Source organism: Mycobacterium pseudoshottsii JCM 15466, from assembly GCF_003584745.1.
Classification (GTDB): domain Bacteria; phylum Actinomycetota; class Actinomycetes; order Mycobacteriales; family Mycobacteriaceae; genus Mycobacterium; species Mycobacterium marinum.
Genome location: NZ_AP018410.1, coordinates 1,163,489 through 1,180,513 on the forward strand (window position 1 = coordinate 1,163,489; position 17,025 = coordinate 1,180,513).

Consider the following 17,025-nt stretch of genomic DNA (forward strand, 5'->3'; position numbering starts at 1 on the left):
GCTTCCGGAGGGATCTCATGGAGTTGCCCGAGTTCACCATCGCCGAAACCCAGACGGCCTTCGAGCGGGGGGAGTGGACCGCCGCCGGCCTGACTGACTGCTACTTGAGACGGATCCGCGAGATCGACCAATCCGGTCCGATGCTGCGGTCGATCATCGAGGTTAACCCCGACGCCCTCGCGATCGCCGAGGCGCTCGATGCCGAGCGAAGCGGGGGACGGATTCGTGGGGCGTTGCACGGTGTCCCCGTCGTCATCAAAGACAGCATCGACAACCGGTGACAAGATGGCCACAACGGCCGGTTCGCTGGCCCTAGAGGGCAACATCGCTACTCGAGATGCATTTGTGGTCAAGCAATTACGCGATGCTGGCGCAGCGATCCTCGGAAAAGCGAACATGAGCGAGTGGGGATATATGCGCTCCACGCGGCCGTGCAGTGGCTGGAGCAGTCGCGGCGGACAGGTGCGAAACCCCTACGTGCTGGACCGAAGTCCGCTGGGCTCCAGCTCGGGTTCGGCGGTCGCGGTGGCGGCCAACCTGTGTGTGGCCGCCCTCGGCGCAGAGGTCGACGGTTCCATCGTGCGGCCGGCATCGAGCAACTCGATCGTCGGTCTGAAGCCAACGGTGGGCCTGCTAAGCCGTTCCGGAGTCATCGGTGTGGCATCGCCACAGGACATGGTGGGCCCGATGGCGCGCACCGTCACCGACGTTGCGACGCTGTTGACGGTGATGACGGGTGTCGATGACAGTGACCCGACAACGCGAGCGGGCGGCGCGCACACGGCAACCGACTATCGCCGATTTCTTGACCCGGCAGCCCTGCAGGGGGCCCGACTCGGTGTGGCCCGGGAGCGCTTCGGTGCGCACGAGGCGACGGATGCACTGATCGAGGGTGCGCTCGGTCAGCTGGCGGCGCTGGGCGCCGAGATCGTCGATCCGATCCAGGCCAGTTCGCTGCCCTTCTTCGGCGATCTCGAACTCGAACTGTTCCGCTATGGGCTCAAGGCGAGTTTGAATGGCTATCTCGGCGCCCATCCGCGCGCCGCGGTCGGCAGCCTCGACGAACTCATCGCGTTCAACAGAGCCCACGCCGGCCAGGTGATGCCGTACTTCGGGCAGGAGTTTCTCGAGCAGTCGCAAGCCAAGGGCGACCTCACCGACTCGCAGTACCTGCGGGTGCGGGCCGAACTGCGCCGCCGCGCAGGTGCCGACGGCATCGACAAGGCGCTGCGCGAGCACCGGCTGGATGCGATCGTCGCGCCCACCGAGGGTTCACCGGCGTTTGCCATCGACCCGGTCGTCGGTGACAACATCCTGCCCGGCGGTTGCTCGACGCCACCGGCGGTCGCCGGCTACCCCCACATCTGCGTTCCCGCCGGTTATTTCTGTGGTCTGCCGGTCGGCCTGTCGTTGTTCGCCGGCGCATTCCAGGAACCCAAACTCATCGGGTATGCCTACGCCTTCGAACAGGCCACCGGGGTTCGGCGGCCGCCTCGGTTTGTGCCAACGCTGTCAACCTAAGTCAACCTAAATGGCAAAGAGCTAAGCGGTAGCGACTGTCTTTCAAGATCATTCACCGAATCCGGAAATTGAACAGCGTGAAATATGTTGGTGTAATTTATATTTGGACCGGGTAGCAAGTAGTTGCCGCTAGCGCAACAATTTTGCTCTCTGTGAAACCCGATCTTTGTTCTCGACAACGCCCGTAAAATCACCGTCATGACGAAAACCGCCACGCTGCCACCCGGACCTTGTCTTCCCCGCGCGGTGCAGGCTGCGCTCATGTTGCGGCACGCCCCGAGATTCCTCACCGCCTGCAAACGCCGCTACGGCAGCGTTTTCACGCTGCGCGTGGCGGGGCTGGGCACCATGGTCAATGTGACCGATCCGGTGGTGATCAAGAAGGTGTTCGCCGGAGATCCGCGCGTCTTTCATGCCGGCGAAGCCAACACGATGCTGGCCGGACTGCTCGGAGAGAGCTCGTTGCTGGTGGTCGACGACGATGTGCACCGCGACCGGCGTCGCATGATGCTGCCGCCCTTCCAACGTGAAGCCGTTGCGCACCAGGCTCAGCTGATGTCCGAGATCGCAGCGGAGAACATCGCCGGGTGGCCGGTGGGCCGGACCTTTTGCGGTCGCTCCCAAGATGGCTGAGAGCACCCTCGAGGTGATCCTGCGCACCGTGATCGGTGCCACCGACCCGGACCGGCTGGCCGCCCTGCGCAAGGTCATGCCGCGGCTACTCAACGTGGGGCCGTGGGAGACGCTGGCGCTTGCCAAGCCGGACCTGCTGAGTCGCCGTGCCTGGCGCCGGTTGCGCCGCGCTATCGACGAGGCCAACGAGCTGCTTTACGCCGAGATTGCCGAGCGGCGCGCCGACCCGAATCTCGCCGAACGCACCGACGTGCTGGCCACGCTGGTCCGGGCGGTCGACGGGGACACCGCCAAACCGTCGGGCCGGATGACCGACGAGGAACTACGCGACCAACTGATGACTCTGCTGGTAGCCGGGCACGACACCACGGCCACCGGCTTGGCCTGGGCGCTGGAGCGGCTGACCCGCCACCCGGCGATACTGGCCAAGGCGGTGCGGGCGGCCGAGGCCAGCGCGGCGGGTGATCCATCCGGCGACGAGTATCTCGACGCCCTGGCAAAAGAGACGCTGCGCATCCGCCCGGTGGTGTTCGACGTGGGCCGCATCCTGACCGAACCCACCGAGTTGGCCGGCTATCAACTGCCGGCCGGAACCATGGTGGTGGCCGGTATCGGTCTGGTGCACGCCAATGCCGAGGTGTATCCGGACCCGGACCGGTTCGACCCCGATCGGATGATCGACGCGACCCTGACCCCGACCACGTGGCTGCCGTTCGGCGGCGGAAATCGACGCTGCCTCGGGGCGACCTTCGCCATGGTCGAGATGCGGGTCGTGCTGCGCGAGATTCTGCGCCGGGTTGACTTGGCCACCACCACAGCACCCGACGAGCGCTACAAGCTCAAACACGTCATCTTGGTGCCGCACCGGGACGCGCGCATCCGTGTCCGCGCGATCACCGCGGTGTCACCGGCGGTGCCGGAGGCGCCGGGCTGCCCGGTCGCTCACGCCAAGTCGTAGTCGGGCAGTTCGAAGTCGTCGCGCACGCTACCGGCGAAAAGCGTTGCCAACGGGCCGATGTTCATCGTGCGCATCGCAATGTTGCGGAACCACAAACCAAATCGGGTGCGCGTGGCGAAAAACCCGATGAACCTGGCCGCCCCGGCCTGCTTGTCCGCGATGAAGGGGCGCAACTGCGCCTCGTAGGCATCGAAAGCGCGGCGGTGGTCGCCGCCGGCGCGCTCCAGTTCCCCGGCCAGCACATACGCCTCGGTCATGGCTAGACCGGTGCCCTCGCCGCCGAGCAGTGAGATGCACCCGGCCGCGTCTCCGATCAGCAGCACCCGATCGCGTGACCAGCGGTCCATCTTGATCTGGCTCACCACATCGAAGTAGAGGTCATCAACGTTGTCCAGTGCGGCCAAGATTTCATTACACTCCCAGCCGGCATCACCGAATTGGTTGCGCGACTGCTCTTTTGGTGTGAGGTCGGCGCCGTCGTGCTCATCGCGAAAGATGAACAGAAACATGGTGCGCGCGCCGCGCAGCGCAACGCGCCCCACTTGCTTTCCGGGAATGTTGTAGAGGACGTACGTCAGCTCGTCGCGCGGCCAGTAATCGTTAACCACGCAGGCCGCGACCTTGCAGCCAAGGTAGTGCTCATAGTCGTGCTCCGGTCCGAAAACCAGACGGCGCACGTTGGAGTGCAATCCGTCGGCGCCGATGAGTAGATCGAAATCGCGCGGCGCATTTTTCTCGAAGGTGAGATGGACGCCGTCGCTGTGCTGGTCGATGGCGGTGATGGAGTCGCCGAAAATCGTTTCGACCTTGTCCTCGACCGTGGCATAGATCGCGGCGGCCAGGTCACCGCGGGGCAGGCTGGTGAAATCCTCGCCGATCATCCGGCGAAAGACGTCCACGTTCAGGTCGGCCTTGACTTCGCCGCGGGAGCCGACCGAACGCAATCGCTCAATCTGGTATCCCGCGGCGCGGACCGGGTCCTCGATGCCCATTCGTTTGGCCGCCTGATAGCCAACGCCCCAAAAGTCGATCATGTAGCCGCCGGTACGGAATTTCGGTGCCCGCTCGATCAATGTCGGGGTGTGGCCGGTTCGATGCAGCCAGTGGGCAAGTGCCGCTCCCGCTACGCCGGCGCCGCTGATCGCTACTTTCACACTGCAATTGTGCCCCGCGGCATGATTCTGTGTGCGGCGGGGATCACACCGCACGCCAGCAACGGCGGGGATGGCCGCTGCCCTCGCCTCGGTTCGGTTAGTGTTCGATATCGTGACGGCGCCGACCCGGGCGAAGCTGGCCGATGGCCGTGAGGTGCTCTTTTTCGCGTTGCCCGGGAACGTTCCGGCGCCGGTGGCCGACCGCCGCCCGCTGCCGCCACGGCATCCGCATCAATCGGAGCTGCGGTTCGACCGATCAACGGGGCAGTGGGTGATCGTCGCGGCCCTGCGTCAGGACCGCACCTACAAACCGCCGCCGGATCAGTGTCCGCTGTGTCCGAGCCCGACCGGGCTGACCAGCGAGGTGCCGGCGCGCGACTATGACGTCGTGGTCTTCGAGAACCGATTTCCGAGCCTGTCGGGCAGTGGTGGGCCGCCACCGGGTGGCGACGGCTTTGTGTCGGCGCCGGGCGATGGCCGCTGCGAGGTGATCTGCTTCTCCAGCGACCACGGCGGCTCGTTCGCCGATCTGCCGGCTCCGCATGCCCGCCTGGTCATCGAGGCGTGGCGGCATCGCACCGGCGACCTGATCGGTCAGCCGGGTATCGAGCAGGTGTTCTGCTTCGAGAACCGTGGTGAGGAAATCGGCGTGACCCTCACCCATCCGCACGGTCAGATCTACGGCTACCCGTTCCTCACCCCCCGCACCTCGGTCATGCTCGAGCAAGCCGGCCGGCATCGAATGCGGCACGGCTGCAATCTGTTCGAAGATCTGCTGGCACGCGAGGTTGCCGACGGTAGCCGCATCGTCGCCCGCGGTGACCGGTTCACCGCGTTCGTGCCGTTCGCCGCGCGCTGGCCGGTCGAGGTGCACATCTACCCGAATAGGTTCGTGCGCAACCTTGTTGATCTCGATGCCGCTGAGTGCAACGAGTTCACCGAGATCTATCTCGACGTGTTGCGCCGGTTCGACCGGATGTATTCGGGCCCGCTGCCCTACATTTCCGCGCTGCATCAATACCGCGACACCGAAGCCCAGCGCGAGGGCTATTTTCATGTGGAGCTGATGTCTATCCGTCGCAGCGCGACGGCGCTGAAATACCTCGCCGCCTCCGAGTCGGCGATGGGCGCGTTCATCAGTGACGTGACACCGGAAACGGTGGCCGAGCGGCTGCGGGAACTCGGGTGACCATCCGCTACGCCGCACCGGGGCGGATCAATCTGATCGGGGAGCACACCGACTACAACCTGGGCTGGGCGCTGCCGATCGCGCTGCCGCAGCGCGCGGTGGCGACGCTTGTGCCCGACCACGGCGATGCGCTCACCGCCAGCAGCGACCTGATGGACGGCGCGGTGCGGATTCCGCTGGACACCGTGCCCGGTGGGGTGAGCGGCTGGGCCGGATACGTGGCCGGGGTGATCTGGGCGCTACGCTGCGCGGGTCATCCGGTGTCCGGCGGCGCGATATCGATCAGCAGCGACGTCGAGATCGGCTCGGGGCTCTCATCCTCGGCCGCGCTCGAGTGTGCGGTGCTGGGGGCGATCACGTCGGCGGCCGGTGTCGAGATCGACCGGATCGAGCAGGCCCGGCTCGCGCAGCGGGCCGAAAACGAATACGTCGGGGCCCCAACGGGTTTACTCGACCAACTGGCCGCGCTTTTCGGGGCGCCGGCGACCGCGCTGCTGATCGACTTCCGGGACCTGAGCGTGCAGGCGGTCCAGTTTGATCCGGATGCCCACGGGGTTGCCCTACTGCTCATCGATTCCCGGGCCCGGCATCGGCACGCCGGCGGCGAATACGCGGCACGGCGCGCCTCGTGTGAGCGGGCGGCCAAGGCGCTGCACGCGCCGTCCTTGCGCGACGTCGCGGAGCTCTCGTCGCTGACCGCGATCGGCGACCCCATCGATGCTCGTCGCGCCCGCCACGTGCTGACCGAAAACCGGCGCGTGCATGAATTCGTTGCCGCGCTGCGTGATTGCGACTTCACCGCCGCCGGGCGCATCTTCACCGCCTCGCACGCGTCGATGCGCGACGACTTCGAAATCACCACCGAACACATCGACCTGATCGCCGATGCCGCGGTCCGCGCGGGTGCCCTGGGCGCCCGAATGACCGGCGGGGGGTTCGGCGGCTGCGTGATCGCCTTGGTGGTCGAAGCCGGAGTGGAAGCCGTGATCGCAGCGGTGCACCGCGAGGTGCGTGGCGCCGGTTACCCACCGCCGGCGATCTCCCGAGCCCATGCCGCGGCGGGAGCCGGCCCGCTGCGCGGCAACGCGCGAAGTTGAACTCGCCAGAGAGCCTAGACTCGGGCTATGAGCCAGCCTCGCCTGGTCGACCGGCGGAAACCGTCTCAGGAGAGCGCGCCATGCCGTTGGAAAATGCAGTCGTTCTGCCGGTGGATCCAGCCCAGAGCTTCGCGCTGTTCACCCGACCCGAAGGCCTGCGGCGCTGGATGGCCATCACGGCTCGCATCGAGCCTTACGACGCGGGTGTGTACCGCTGGACGGTGACTCCGGGACACACCGCGGTGGGAGCCGTTGTCGAAGCGGACCCGGGTCAGCGGCTGGTCTTGTCCTGGGGCTGGGAAGGCTACGGCGATCCAGCGCCGGGGGAGTCGACGGTGACCGTCACGCTGGCGCCGGCCCCCGACGGCACCGAGATCCGGTTGGTCCACGAGGGGCTGACCGAGCAACAGGCCGCTCGTCACGCCGAGGGCTGGAGCCACTATCTGGATCGGCTGGTCGCCGCCGCCCTGCAGGGGGACGCCGGCCCCGATGAATGGGCGGCGGTTCCCGATCCGCTTGACGAATTATCCTGTGCGGAAGCGACATTGGCAGTGGTTCAGCACGTGCTGCGTGCGCTCGAGCCTGCCGACCTGGCGCGCCAAACGCCGTGCAGCCAATACGATGTCGTGCAGCTTGCCGACCACCTGATGCGTTCTCTGACGATCATCGGCAGCGCTGCCGGTGCACAGCTGGCACCGCGCGATCTGGATGCGCCCCTGGAAACCCAAGTGGCGGATGCGGGCCAGGCCGTGCTGGAAGCGTGGCGGCGACGGGGCGTGGACGGCACCGTCGAACTGAACGCTAACCAAGTTCCTGCCGCGGTGCCGGTGGGCATTCTCTGTCTGGAATTGCTGGTTCATGCTTGGGATTTCGCGTTCGCAACCGATCGGCGGGTGGTGGTGTCCGACACGGTGACCGAGTATGTGCTCACGGTCGCCGGCAAGGTGATCACCCCGGCAGCACGCAATTCCGCGGGCTTCGCCGCGCCGGTGGCGGTCGGCGCCTTTGCCCCGGTGCTTGATCGGCTGATCGCCTTCACCGGCCGCCGGCCGGTGCACCCAACGGGCTTGACCAGCCCGATACGGGCAGACCCGGGGAGCTAGAAGCTGCCGCCAGCGCCGCCAGGCCCACCTTGGCCGCCGGCTCCGCCGTTGCCGTCAACCACGGGGGGCCCCGACTGACCGGGATCGCCGGATTGGCCGTGGATGGCCAACGGGCCCAGGTGCGCGGTTCCGCCGGTGCCACCGGTTCCGCCCTTGCCGCCCGCGCCGTCGAACGAGAAGCCGATGGGGGCGTTGGAGCCCTTGCCGCCCGTGCCGCCGTTGCCGCCGTCTCCGGCCGTCCCGAGGCCGTCGCCACCCTGGCCCCCGTTCCCGCCGGCCCCACCAGCACTGCCGTCGAACCCGGTCCCGCCGGCGCCGCCGGTCCCGCCGCCACCGCCGGCGCTGGTGCTGCTGGAGCCGCCGCTGCCGCCGTCGCCGCCGGTGCCGCCGGGACCGAAGGCCGAGCCCAAACCCCCGTTCCCGCCGAATCCGCCCGTTCCGGCGCGGCCGGTTGCACCCGCCGCGCCAGTGCTACCCGGGATCAAACCGGTGCCGGGAGCGCCGCCCGCACCACCGGCTCCACCGTCGCCGCCGGTGCCGCCGTTACCGCCGGTGCCGCCCGTCCCGGCCAGGCTGCTGAACAGCGTGCCGTCCGCGCCGCTGCCTCCGCTACCGCCGAAGCCGCCGTTTCCACCGGTGCCCCCGGCTCCGCCATTTCCGCCGGCGCCCTGGGCGCCATCCTGGCCCGTTGGCGAGATCGCCTTGCCGCCCGCCCCGCCATTTCCGCCTACGCCCCCGTTGCCGCCGGTGCCGCCGGTGCCGCCGGTACCGCCGGTGCCGCCAGCGCCGCCGCGACCATCCCCGCCATTGTCGAAAGTGCCGTTGGCGCCGGTGCCGCCGGTGTTGCCGAACTGCCCCGCACCTCCAGTGCCACCGGACCCACCCTTGCCGCCGGCGCCGCCGTTGCCCGAGCTACTGCCCCCGCTGCCGCCGGCGCCGCCCTCGGCGCCGTTGCCGCCGATCCCGGGCCCGCCGCCCGCATTGCCGTTGCCGCCGTTGCCGCCGTTGCCGCCGTCACCGCCGGTTCCGCCCCCACCCTCCTGCAGCCCGGCGTCGCCCCCTACCGCCGGCGCCGCCGTTGCCGCCGCCTCCGCCGCTGCCCTGCGGGCTGGAGCCGCCCGCGCCGCCGTTGCCGCCGGCCTGGCCGCCGAGGCCCGAAATGCTGCCGTCCGCGCCGTTGGCGCCACTGCCGCCGTTACCGCCCGCACCGCCGCCTCCGCCGTTACCGCCCGCGCCGCCGTCGCCGCCAGCGCCGCCCTGCCCGCCAGTCCCGCCTGCACCGCCGTTGCCGACGGTGGCGCCGTCGGCACCGGTAGCGCCGCTGCCGCCGTTGCCCGCGTTGCCGCCGGCCCCGCCGTCTCCGCCGGCCCCACCCGCGCCTTGGGTCCCCGCCTTGCCGGTGAAGGTGGCCCCGCCGGCCCCGCCCGCCCCGCCCTGCCCACCGGTTCCTCCGGTCCCGCCGTTGCCGCCGTCTTGACCGTTGGCACCCGCGGTGGCGCCGGTGCCGCCGGTAGCGCCGTTGCCGCCGTCACCGCCGGTGCCCCCGACCCCACCGGCGCCGCCGTTGCCGCCGTCACCGGCAAAAAAGCCGCCGGAGCCGCCAGCGCCACCGTTGCCGCCGGTGCCACCGGGATCGCCGCCGGTGCCCGACGAGCCGGGGAAGCTGTTGGTCAGGCCCCCCAGGCCGGTCCCGCCGGCCCCGCCCGTCCCGCCGTCGCCGCCGTTGCCGACCAGGCCACCATTGCCACCACGACCGCCATTACCGCCGGTTTGGCCAAAGCCGGTGGCATCAGCGCCGTCGCCACCCTTTCCGCCGTTGCCGCCGCTGTGGGGGTGGCGCCGTCGGAGCCGGTGGCCCCGTGGCTGCCGCCGCCGCTGTCGCCGCCGGCCCCACCGGTCCCGCCGATGCCAGGGGTACCGCCGTCGCCGCCATTGCCGCCGGTGCCGTTGTTGACGCCGCTGACTCCCTTGGCGCCGTTGCCCCCGTTACCCGCGGAGCCGCCCGCCCCGCCGTTGCCCCCGGCCCCACCCGTACCGTGGCCGCCGTCGTGACCCGTGGCCGCCAGCGCCAGACCGGCGGTCCCGCCGTTGCCGCCGGCTCCACCCGTGCCGCCCTTGCCCCCGTTACCGCCGGGCGAGCCGTCGGCGCCTGAGAAAGCCTCGTCAAAACCGTTGGTGCCGCTGCCGCCGGTCGCCCCGGCACCACCGTGTCCGCCCGCGCCACCATCACCGCCGTTACCGGCCTGGATGCCACCGTTTCCGCCGGCTCCGCCGGCCCCACCGTTGCCGCCGTTGCCGCCGGGATTGCTGGAAAATGCGGGTGCCCCCAGGAAGCCATTACCGCCGGCCCCACCGTTGCCGCCGTTGCCGACTCGGCCCCCGTTGCCGCCGGCGCCGCCCGCGCCACCGGACTGGCCCGATCCGATGGCGTCCGCGCCGGCCCCGCCGTTGCCGCCGTTGCCGCCGCTGGTGGGACTGTTGCCGGTGGCGCCGTCTGCGGCGCGCGCTCCGCCGGCACCGGTGCCGCCGGCTCCGCCGGCCCCGCCGACGCCCGGATTGCCCCCGTTGCCGCCGGAACTCCCGTCCCCCCCGCTGACGCCGGTAGCGCCGTCGCCGCCGTCACCGGCAGCCCCACCCGCGCCGCCGGATCCGCCCGTCCCACCGCCGCCGTGCGCACCCGCGAGGCCGAGCCAGCCGCTCTTGCCCCCGCCGCCACCATCCCCGCCGGCCCCGCCGGCCCCACCGTTGCCGCCATCCCCGCCGACCCCACCCAATCCGCCGAGGCCGCCGGCCCCGCCATTACCGATCAACAGCCCGCCGGCGCCGCCGGCTCCGCCATCACCGCCGATGCCGCCGGCCCCGCCATCGGTGCCGGAAACACCCGCGCTGCTGGCCGTGGTTCCCGCGGTGCCGGCCACTCCGTGGCCGCCGGCGCCGCCGGCCCCGCCGATGCCGAAGAGCCGGGCGGCCCCGCCGCTACCGCCCGCCCCGCCCAGCGCACCGGCTCCACCCTGCCCACCGATTCCACCGTTTCCGTAAAGCCATCCGCCGGCGCCGCCCTGCCCGCCGATGCCACCGGTTGCTCCCGCGGCGGCCCAACCGCCTGCCCCGCCGGTTCCACCGCTGCCGCCGGAGCCAATGAATCCGGCGGCCCCGCCGTTGCCGCCGGACTGGCCGGGCGCTCCAGATCCGCCGGCGCCGCCATTGCCCCACAAGAGCCCGCCCGCCTGTCCGGTCTGTCCGGTACCGGGTGCGCCATCGGCACCGGGTGCGCCATCGGCGCCGTTGCCGATCAGTGGGCGACCGAACAGCGCCTGCGTCGGCGCGTTGATCAGCCCCAGCAGGTTCTGCTCGACGCTGGCCACTTCGCTGGCCGCATACCGACTCGCCGCCCGCGACAGCGCTTGCACAAACCCGTCATGAAACGTCGCAGCCTGCGCGCCAATGGCTTGATACGCCAGGGCATGGGTGCCGAACAGTGAGGCGATGGCCGCCGACACCTCATCAGCGGCCGCGGGCAGCAAGTTGGTGGTCGAGGCGGCTGCCGCGGTGCTCACCGTATCGATCGCCGCACCAATCTTCGCTAGATCCGCGGCGGCCGCCGTCAACATCTGCGGCTCCACGACCGTGAACGACATGTGCCCCTCCGAGAGATCCTGGTAACCCGCTTATCGGCTTAGGTTCAATGCCAGCAAGGCGTATTGCAGTCAGATGCGACGCTGCAGCCGAATGCATCCCGGTCGCGATGTTTCTGCTCGAAGAGTCCCACTCACAGGTAGGCGGCGAAAGGGCAAATTGCACAGTGCTCGGACGTGCGGTGGATGGGCCGATCGTCAAGGCCCGGACTTGCCGGGGGTGACTTTCCGTCCCTGGCGCGAGGACCTTTGGCCCTGCCCCGCATCCAGATTCGCCGCGTAGGAATGAGTCATGCGGCACAAAGCAGATTTGCCACCCGTTATCGATGTCGAGGTGAGCGCCCGCGGCGACTTGCCCGGTGCGGCCGAATACGCGCGCACCAAGATCGGCCAACTCGGCCGCTTGGCGCACCGGCCGGTGCTTTCTGCCCGCGTTCGAATCTCCCAGCATCCCGATCCGGCGGTGTCGCGACCGGTGGTCGCGCAGGCCAATTTCAACGTCGACGGGCGGTTGGTCCGCGCCCAGGTTCATGGCGTTACCGCGCAGGAGGCGATCGATCGGCTCGATGCGCGACTGCGGCGCCGGCTGGAGCGGGTGGCCGAGCACTGGGAGGCTCGACGCGGTCAGCAGCCCGACGCCGGTCGCGCCGAATGGCGGCACGAATCCGAGCCCCGGCAACGCGACACCTACTTTCCGCGTCCGCCCGAGGAACGCGAGGTCATCCGCCGCAAGTCGTTCACCATGGCGCCCTGCACGGTCGATGACGCCGCCACCGAAATGGGTTTGCTCGACTACGATTTCCACCTTTTCACCGAGCAGGGCACGGGCATGGCCGGCGTCCTCTACCGCGGCGGTCCGACCGGCTATCGGTTGGCGCTGGTTGCACCCGCTACCGCCGATCAGCTCAGCCCGTTCGAGCTGCCGCTGTCCATCAGCCCGCATCCGGCGCCCATTCTGACCGAGGCGGAGGCGGCCGAGCGACTTGGCGTCCTTGGTCTACCGTTTTTGTTCTTCATCGATGCCGCCCAGGGCCGCGCCGGGGTGCTATACCGCCGCTATGACGGGCACTACGGGTTGATTACGCCGGCCGGTTAGCCGCGGAATTGCGGACCGGCTCGGCAGCCGCGCCGGCGCGATTCACCCTGGCTGATCGTGCGCCATCAGGTCTGCGTCGGCGCCGAAATGGACGGCCGCGTTGACGACAGCACCTTCGATCCGGCGCAGCGAGTTCACCGCGGCCAGCAGGTGACGCGGATTGGACCCGGGGTCGGCCCGATCGAGGCCATCGGCGTGCTGCCTGACCACCGCCTCGGCCGCATCGAGGGAGTCGGCGGCGGGCGTGATGGCCACGTCCTGGGTCCCGTCGAGGGCAGTGACCAGCGCGTCGATGTTGCGCCGGATCTGGGCCGCCGCGGTCGTGATGGCATCGGAAAGTCCGTGGGGACATCCCGGATCCAGGTATTGCTCGCTTCGGCGGGCCAGAATCCGTGCGTAGCGGTCACAGATGGTGAGCAACCGCACCGAGTGCTGGATGCTTCTTCGGCCGGCGAATCCGGCGACACCAGCGAGCATCGGTTTGGCCGTGACCCGGAACTGCTGCAGGTCTCGGTCGAGTTCACGCGCCCGCTCGGTGGGGCTGTCGGTCACGTCGTCGTCGAACATGGTCGCGATGGAGATCTCGATCAATTCGGACAGCGTCGTCAAGAAGGCCCGGGTATCGCGGCGTACCACCGTGCCAATGGTGGTCGGCAGCACCAGGATTGCGACGGCAACGCCAATGACGGCGCCGATCGCGGTCTCCTCGATCCGCAGCATCAGCACACCGAAGGTGAACTTGCCGAGCAGCCCGTAGAGCAGCGCCAGCATCGTGGTGATCCAGAACGTCATCAGGCTGTAGGTGACCTGCATGAAATAGACGGCGAAGAACAGGCACGCGAAGATCATGACGACCGAGAAGACCTTGTCGCCGGCGACCACCGTGGCGACCAGCACGCCGCAGGGCACGCCGAGCACGGTGCCCAGTAACCGCTGCCAACCCTTGGTGAGGGTTTCGCCCCACGAATTGGTGCCGGCAAAGACCACGAATGCCGCAATCACCGCCCAATACCAGTGCAGCGGCGAAACCAACTCGCCGGTGACGATGGCCAGTGACGCCGCGATGCTGACCTGGATGGCTTGTCGTGTGGTGGGCGCCAGCCCGGCTTCGCCGGGCCCACCATCTGCCGCAGTGTCCTCGGGTACCGGCTGCACCACGTCGTTGTTGTCCGGATCGGGCGGGGCGCACGGCGCCCTGGCTCGGGTCGTCGGTCGGGGCCGGGGCGGGCTGACCGTCCAGGAGCCGCTGAGCCCGGCTGGCGGCCTGGTGCAGGCCCTCGGTTCGCGGCCCCCGGATGGCCCACGCGAGTTGGGTAAGCGTGTCAGCCAGCTCGATACGGGTGGCGGCCGGTATCTCCTCGGCGATGGCCATGGCACGGTGGCCCGCGATGGCGACCCATTCGACCGAGAGTTCGGCGTCGAACAGCCACGGTGCGAGTTGCTCTGCGCTGATCCCCGGCCACAGCGTGGCGGGATGGGTCTTGTCCTCGATCTGGCTCTGCACCAGCAAAGCGGTCTCGTTGAGCCGGGCAATCCGGGCCCGCATGCGGCGGCGCCGCCGCTCATCGAGCCGACCCGCTCGCACGGTGTCGGCGGCGGTGTCCACCACGATCGCCATCCGCGCTCGCAGCGAGCGAATCGTGGCGCGCAGCACACTTTCTGGGCGGTCGGGCAGCACATGGGTGCTCATCACAAACGTGCACAGGGTGCCCACCAGCACGGCGCCGATCATCCAGGGCAACTGGGCCACCCCGGCCCGCAGATACAGGCTGAAGAAGTAGGCCATGAATGCGACCATGCCCAGCGCCCGTCCACGCGGCCCGAAGCGGCGGACATAGACCGCGGCGAACACGATCACCACGAACGCCACCTCGGCGGCGATCAGGTGCGGCGCGAGCAGCGCGGCCACGCTGATCGACAGCGCCGCGGGTACCGGCAGCAGCGCCATGGTGATCTGCTGTTGTCGGGAGTCGGGATCATCGACGGAACGGGCCGCGATCATGGTGATGACGACACCGATCAGAGCGACGGTCAACGGCTGCCCGGTCGCCATCGTCAGCAGGTACAACACCAGCAGCGAACAGCCCAGCGCCGCGGTGGTCCGAGTGGCCATCCGTAGCCGCAGCAGTCCGGGGTCGGAGCCAATTGCCCAGCTCTGTGCCCGCTGCAAACGTGCCGCCATCGACTCCGGTATCCGGGTGTCAACGGCCGGCCGGCCCTGCACGTCATCTCGACGGGACACCCCGAACCATCCTTCTTGTGGTCTAGTCGCTGCTCACGACGTTACGGAAAGCATGCCGCGGATCGGGTGGATGGGCTCGCCGGGCGTCCCGCGCGGTACATATGAATGATGGACGGCTATCTGGACGTCCGGGCCTACGCCGAACTCGGCGACTTCCTGGAGCCCCAGGCACGCGGCGCGACCGTGCGCCGGCCGTTCCGCAGCCATCAGACGGTCAAGGATGTGCTGGAGGCGATGGGCATCCCGCACACCGAGATCGATCTCATCCTGGTGAACGGAGAACCCGCAGAGTTCGGCCACCGGCCACCGGCCACCGGCCGGCGGCCGGCGACCGGATCGCCGTGTACCCGATGTTCGAGGCGCTCGACATCGGGCTGACCAGCAGGCTGCGGCCGGTGCCGCTGCGTCATCCACGGTTTGTGGTCGACGTCAATCTCGGTCGGCTCGCCCGGCTGATGCGACTACTCGGACTCGATGTTTGGTGGTCCAGCGTGGCCGACGACCCGGCGCTGGTCGACATCAGCCTGGCCGAGCAGCGGATCCTGCTCACCCGCGACAGCGGGCTGCTGAAGCGTCGTGCGGTCACCCATGGCCTGTTCGTGCACTCCCAGCAACCCCAGGAACAGCTGCTCGAAGTGATACGGCGATTGGACCTGCGGCAGCGGTTGGCGCCCCTGTCGCGCTGCGTGCGGTGCAACGGCCGCTTGGTCCCGGTTGCCAAGGAAGAGGTCATCGATCGCCTGGAGCCGCTGACTCGCCAGCACTACGACGATTTCAGCCGTTGCTCGGACTGCGGACGGATCTACTGGGCCGGCTCCCATCATGCCCGGCTGGCCGGGCTGGTGCAGGCAATCCTCGGCCAGCTGGCTAGCGGGCCGGCTCGGGCAGACTGAAGGTGGGCATCGTCATTTTCCAGACACAGGATTTGTCGATGTCGCGGCTCGGATCGTCGACGAATGCCGTCACGATCGACTGGGCGCACGCCGAATTCGGCAGGACACCATGGCCCACCCCGGGAAACCGCACCAGCTGCGAGTTGCCCAGCCCGGGGGTGATCTCCTCGGCCCACTGTGGCGCGGTGCTGGAGTCGAACGTGCCCGACAGGATGAGGGTGGGCACCCCGCTGGACACCGACAGACGATCGGCAGTGTCGGATCTACCCAACCCCCAGGCGGCGCACTCGCGGAAGATCCAACTGCCGGTCGGGGTGATGCGCAGCACCGAATCGGGCAGGCCGGGGATCGCTGTTCGTGCCCGCGACAGCGCCTGCTCCGGCGTGGTCCAGTTGGCCATCTCCTGGCAGTAGGTGCCCAGCGCCAGACCGGCGCCCAGCAGGCCGCGTTGCTCGGGTGGCGGGACAGTCTCGGCAATCCCGGCGGCGGCCAGCCTGCCCTCACCCCTGGCCAGCGCGAATATCATCCGCGGAATGTCGGTCACCTTGGCTGGGCCGGCGCTCCAGCTGAGCGCCAGGGGCACCACCTTGAACCCATCGATAGTGACCTGCACCGGGTCGCCGTTGGCATCAGAGGTGCTGACCTTCAAGGGTTTCCGGCTCAGCGTGCTGACCACGTTGACGAACACCGTTGCCAGATCCGGATAGGCTTGCGCGCACCCGGGTTGGTCATTGCACGCTCCAATGATCGCGGCCAGGCCGCTTGCGGGGGCTTGCCACCAGCGGTCGATCAGGTTGAACGACGTCGGGACCACCGAGTCCAACACCATAGACCGGATGCCTTCGCGGTGGGTACGCAGCAGCTGCTGCGCCAGGTCGCTGCCGTATGAGACCCCGTAGATGTTCCACTTCTCGATGCCCAGTTGCTTGCGTAGCGCAGCGATGTCCGCCGCGTTCTCCCGTGAGCTGTAGGACGCCAGATGAAAGCCCTCAGCCACCAGCCTGTTTCGGCATGCGGTGACGGCCGCCGCGTCCAGATCCGCGGTAGCCGGGGCCTCGAAGTCCAAATCGAGGGCCCGCACCGCGAAGTCATCCATTTCCGGACAGCTCAGGTGTGGATCGCTGTGTAGGGTGCCGCGCTGGTTGACGAAGATGACGTCGCGGTCGGCGTTCAAACCGCCGGCGACAACCCGGGGTGCGCTCAGTGTTGCGGCGCCCCCGGGTCCACCCGCGAGGTAGACGATGGGGTCGGCCTTGGGCTTGTCGCTGACCGCTTTTACCCGTGCCACCAGGAGTCGGATGGTGCGACTCTGCGGATCGAGGCGATTTTCCGGGACGGTGAGATAACCGCAGCTGTAGTTGGCTCCCAGCTCCGCCTGGGGCACGCCGGGAAAATTCGGCTCCGGACATGGCGCCGCGTCGTAGTGAGTCTTTTGGCGCCCACCGCCACACGCGACCAGGCTCACCGCTATCACCACACACAACAGCCAGGCCATGGTCCCGCG

General features: G+C 69.1%; 10 protein-coding genes and 3 pseudogenes. 8 read left to right on the forward strand and 5 right to left on the reverse strand.

Annotated elements, in window-relative coordinates; all coding sequences use genetic code 11:
• Positions 1-17 precede the first annotated feature (17 nt).
• The 3 genes and pseudogenes from MPSD_RS30155 (at position 18) to MPSD_RS05300 (ending at position 3,112) form a co-directional block, all read left to right on the forward strand.
• Positions 18-281, forward strand: coding sequence for an amidase family protein (locus tag MPSD_RS30155; protein WP_252872055.1), 264 nt, complete (start codon positions 18-20; stop codon positions 279-281).
• A gap of 4 nt (positions 282-285) precedes the next feature.
• Complete coding sequence (locus MPSD_RS05295; protein WP_262491644.1) at positions 286-1,521, forward strand: amidase family protein; 1,236 nt, start codon at positions 286-288, stop codon at positions 1,519-1,521.
• Between the two features lie 198 nt (positions 1,522-1,719).
• Positions 1,720-3,112 (forward strand): annotated as a pseudogene (locus MPSD_RS05300) (cytochrome P450).
• Here the strand turns inward: MPSD_RS05300 and MPSD_RS05305 are convergent.
• The gene (locus MPSD_RS05305; RefSeq protein WP_020788632.1) at positions 3,097-4,266 is read right to left on the reverse strand and encodes an FAD-binding domain; all 1,170 of its coding nucleotides are present in this window, start codon (positions 4,264-4,266) and stop codon (positions 3,097-3,099) included. The pseudogene MPSD_RS05300 and the gene MPSD_RS05305 overlap by 16 nt on opposite strands.
• Before the next feature lie 100 nt (positions 4,267-4,366).
• Between MPSD_RS05305 and galT the strand changes: the two genes are divergently transcribed.
• Genes galT through MPSD_RS05320 form a run of 3 tightly spaced genes read left to right on the forward strand, consistent with a single transcriptional unit; the run spans position 4,367 to position 7,655 of the window.
• A complete protein-coding gene (gene galT, locus MPSD_RS05310; protein WP_174524060.1) occupies positions 4,367-5,455 on the forward strand; it encodes a galactose-1-phosphate uridylyltransferase in 1,089 nt (362 codons plus the stop codon).
• Complete coding sequence (locus tag MPSD_RS05315) at positions 5,452-6,552, forward strand: galactokinase (protein WP_020788630.1); 1,101 nt, start codon at positions 5,452-5,454, stop codon at positions 6,550-6,552. Before galT ends, MPSD_RS05315 begins: the two co-directional genes overlap by 4 nt.
• On the forward strand, positions 6,549-7,655 hold the full coding sequence (locus MPSD_RS05320) for a TIGR03086 family metal-binding protein (protein ID WP_232022758.1): 1,107 nt from the start codon (positions 6,549-6,551) through the stop codon (positions 7,653-7,655). The genes MPSD_RS05315 and MPSD_RS05320 overlap by 4 nt, the downstream gene beginning before the upstream one ends.
• On the opposite strand, the gene MPSD_RS30675 is transcribed toward MPSD_RS05320, so the two are convergent.
• Positions 7,652-9,232, reverse strand: coding sequence for a PE-PGRS family protein (locus tag MPSD_RS30675; protein ID WP_265339067.1), 1,581 nt, complete (start codon positions 9,230-9,232; stop codon positions 7,652-7,654). The genes MPSD_RS05320 and MPSD_RS30675 overlap by 4 nt on opposite strands.
• Positions 9,233-9,325: 93 nt before the next feature.
• Positions 9,326-11,293: a PE family protein gene (locus MPSD_RS30680; RefSeq protein ID WP_232022759.1), complete on the reverse strand. Its 1,968-nt coding sequence runs from the start codon at positions 11,291-11,293 to the stop codon at positions 9,326-9,328.
• A 289-nt stretch (positions 11,294-11,582) separates the two neighbouring features.
• Here MPSD_RS30680 and MPSD_RS05330 point away from each other — a divergent pair, with 289 nt between their 5' ends.
• On the forward strand, positions 11,583-12,386 hold the full coding sequence (locus tag MPSD_RS05330; protein ID WP_086085052.1) for a sigma 54 modulation/S30EA ribosomal C-terminal domain-containing protein: 804 nt from the start codon (positions 11,583-11,585) through the stop codon (positions 12,384-12,386).
• 42 nt (positions 12,387-12,428) lie between these two features.
• On the opposite strand, the pseudogene MPSD_RS31025 reads toward MPSD_RS05330, so the two are convergent.
• Positions 12,429-14,568, reverse strand: a pseudogene (locus MPSD_RS31025) (FUSC family protein).
• Positions 14,569-14,736: 168 nt separating this feature from the next.
• Between MPSD_RS31025 and MPSD_RS05340 the strand changes: the two are divergent.
• Positions 14,737-15,521: pseudogene (locus MPSD_RS05340) on the forward strand (Mut7-C RNAse domain-containing protein).
• Here MPSD_RS05340 and MPSD_RS05345 read toward each other — a convergent pair.
• Positions 15,496-17,016 carry an alpha/beta fold hydrolase gene (locus tag MPSD_RS05345; protein WP_086085053.1) on the reverse strand — a complete coding sequence of 507 codons (1,521 nt, stop codon included), beginning with the start codon at positions 17,014-17,016 and terminating at the stop codon, positions 15,496-15,498. The pseudogene MPSD_RS05340 and the gene MPSD_RS05345 sit on opposite strands and share 26 nt — an antisense overlap.
• Between the last annotated feature and the right edge of the window lie 9 nt (positions 17,017-17,025).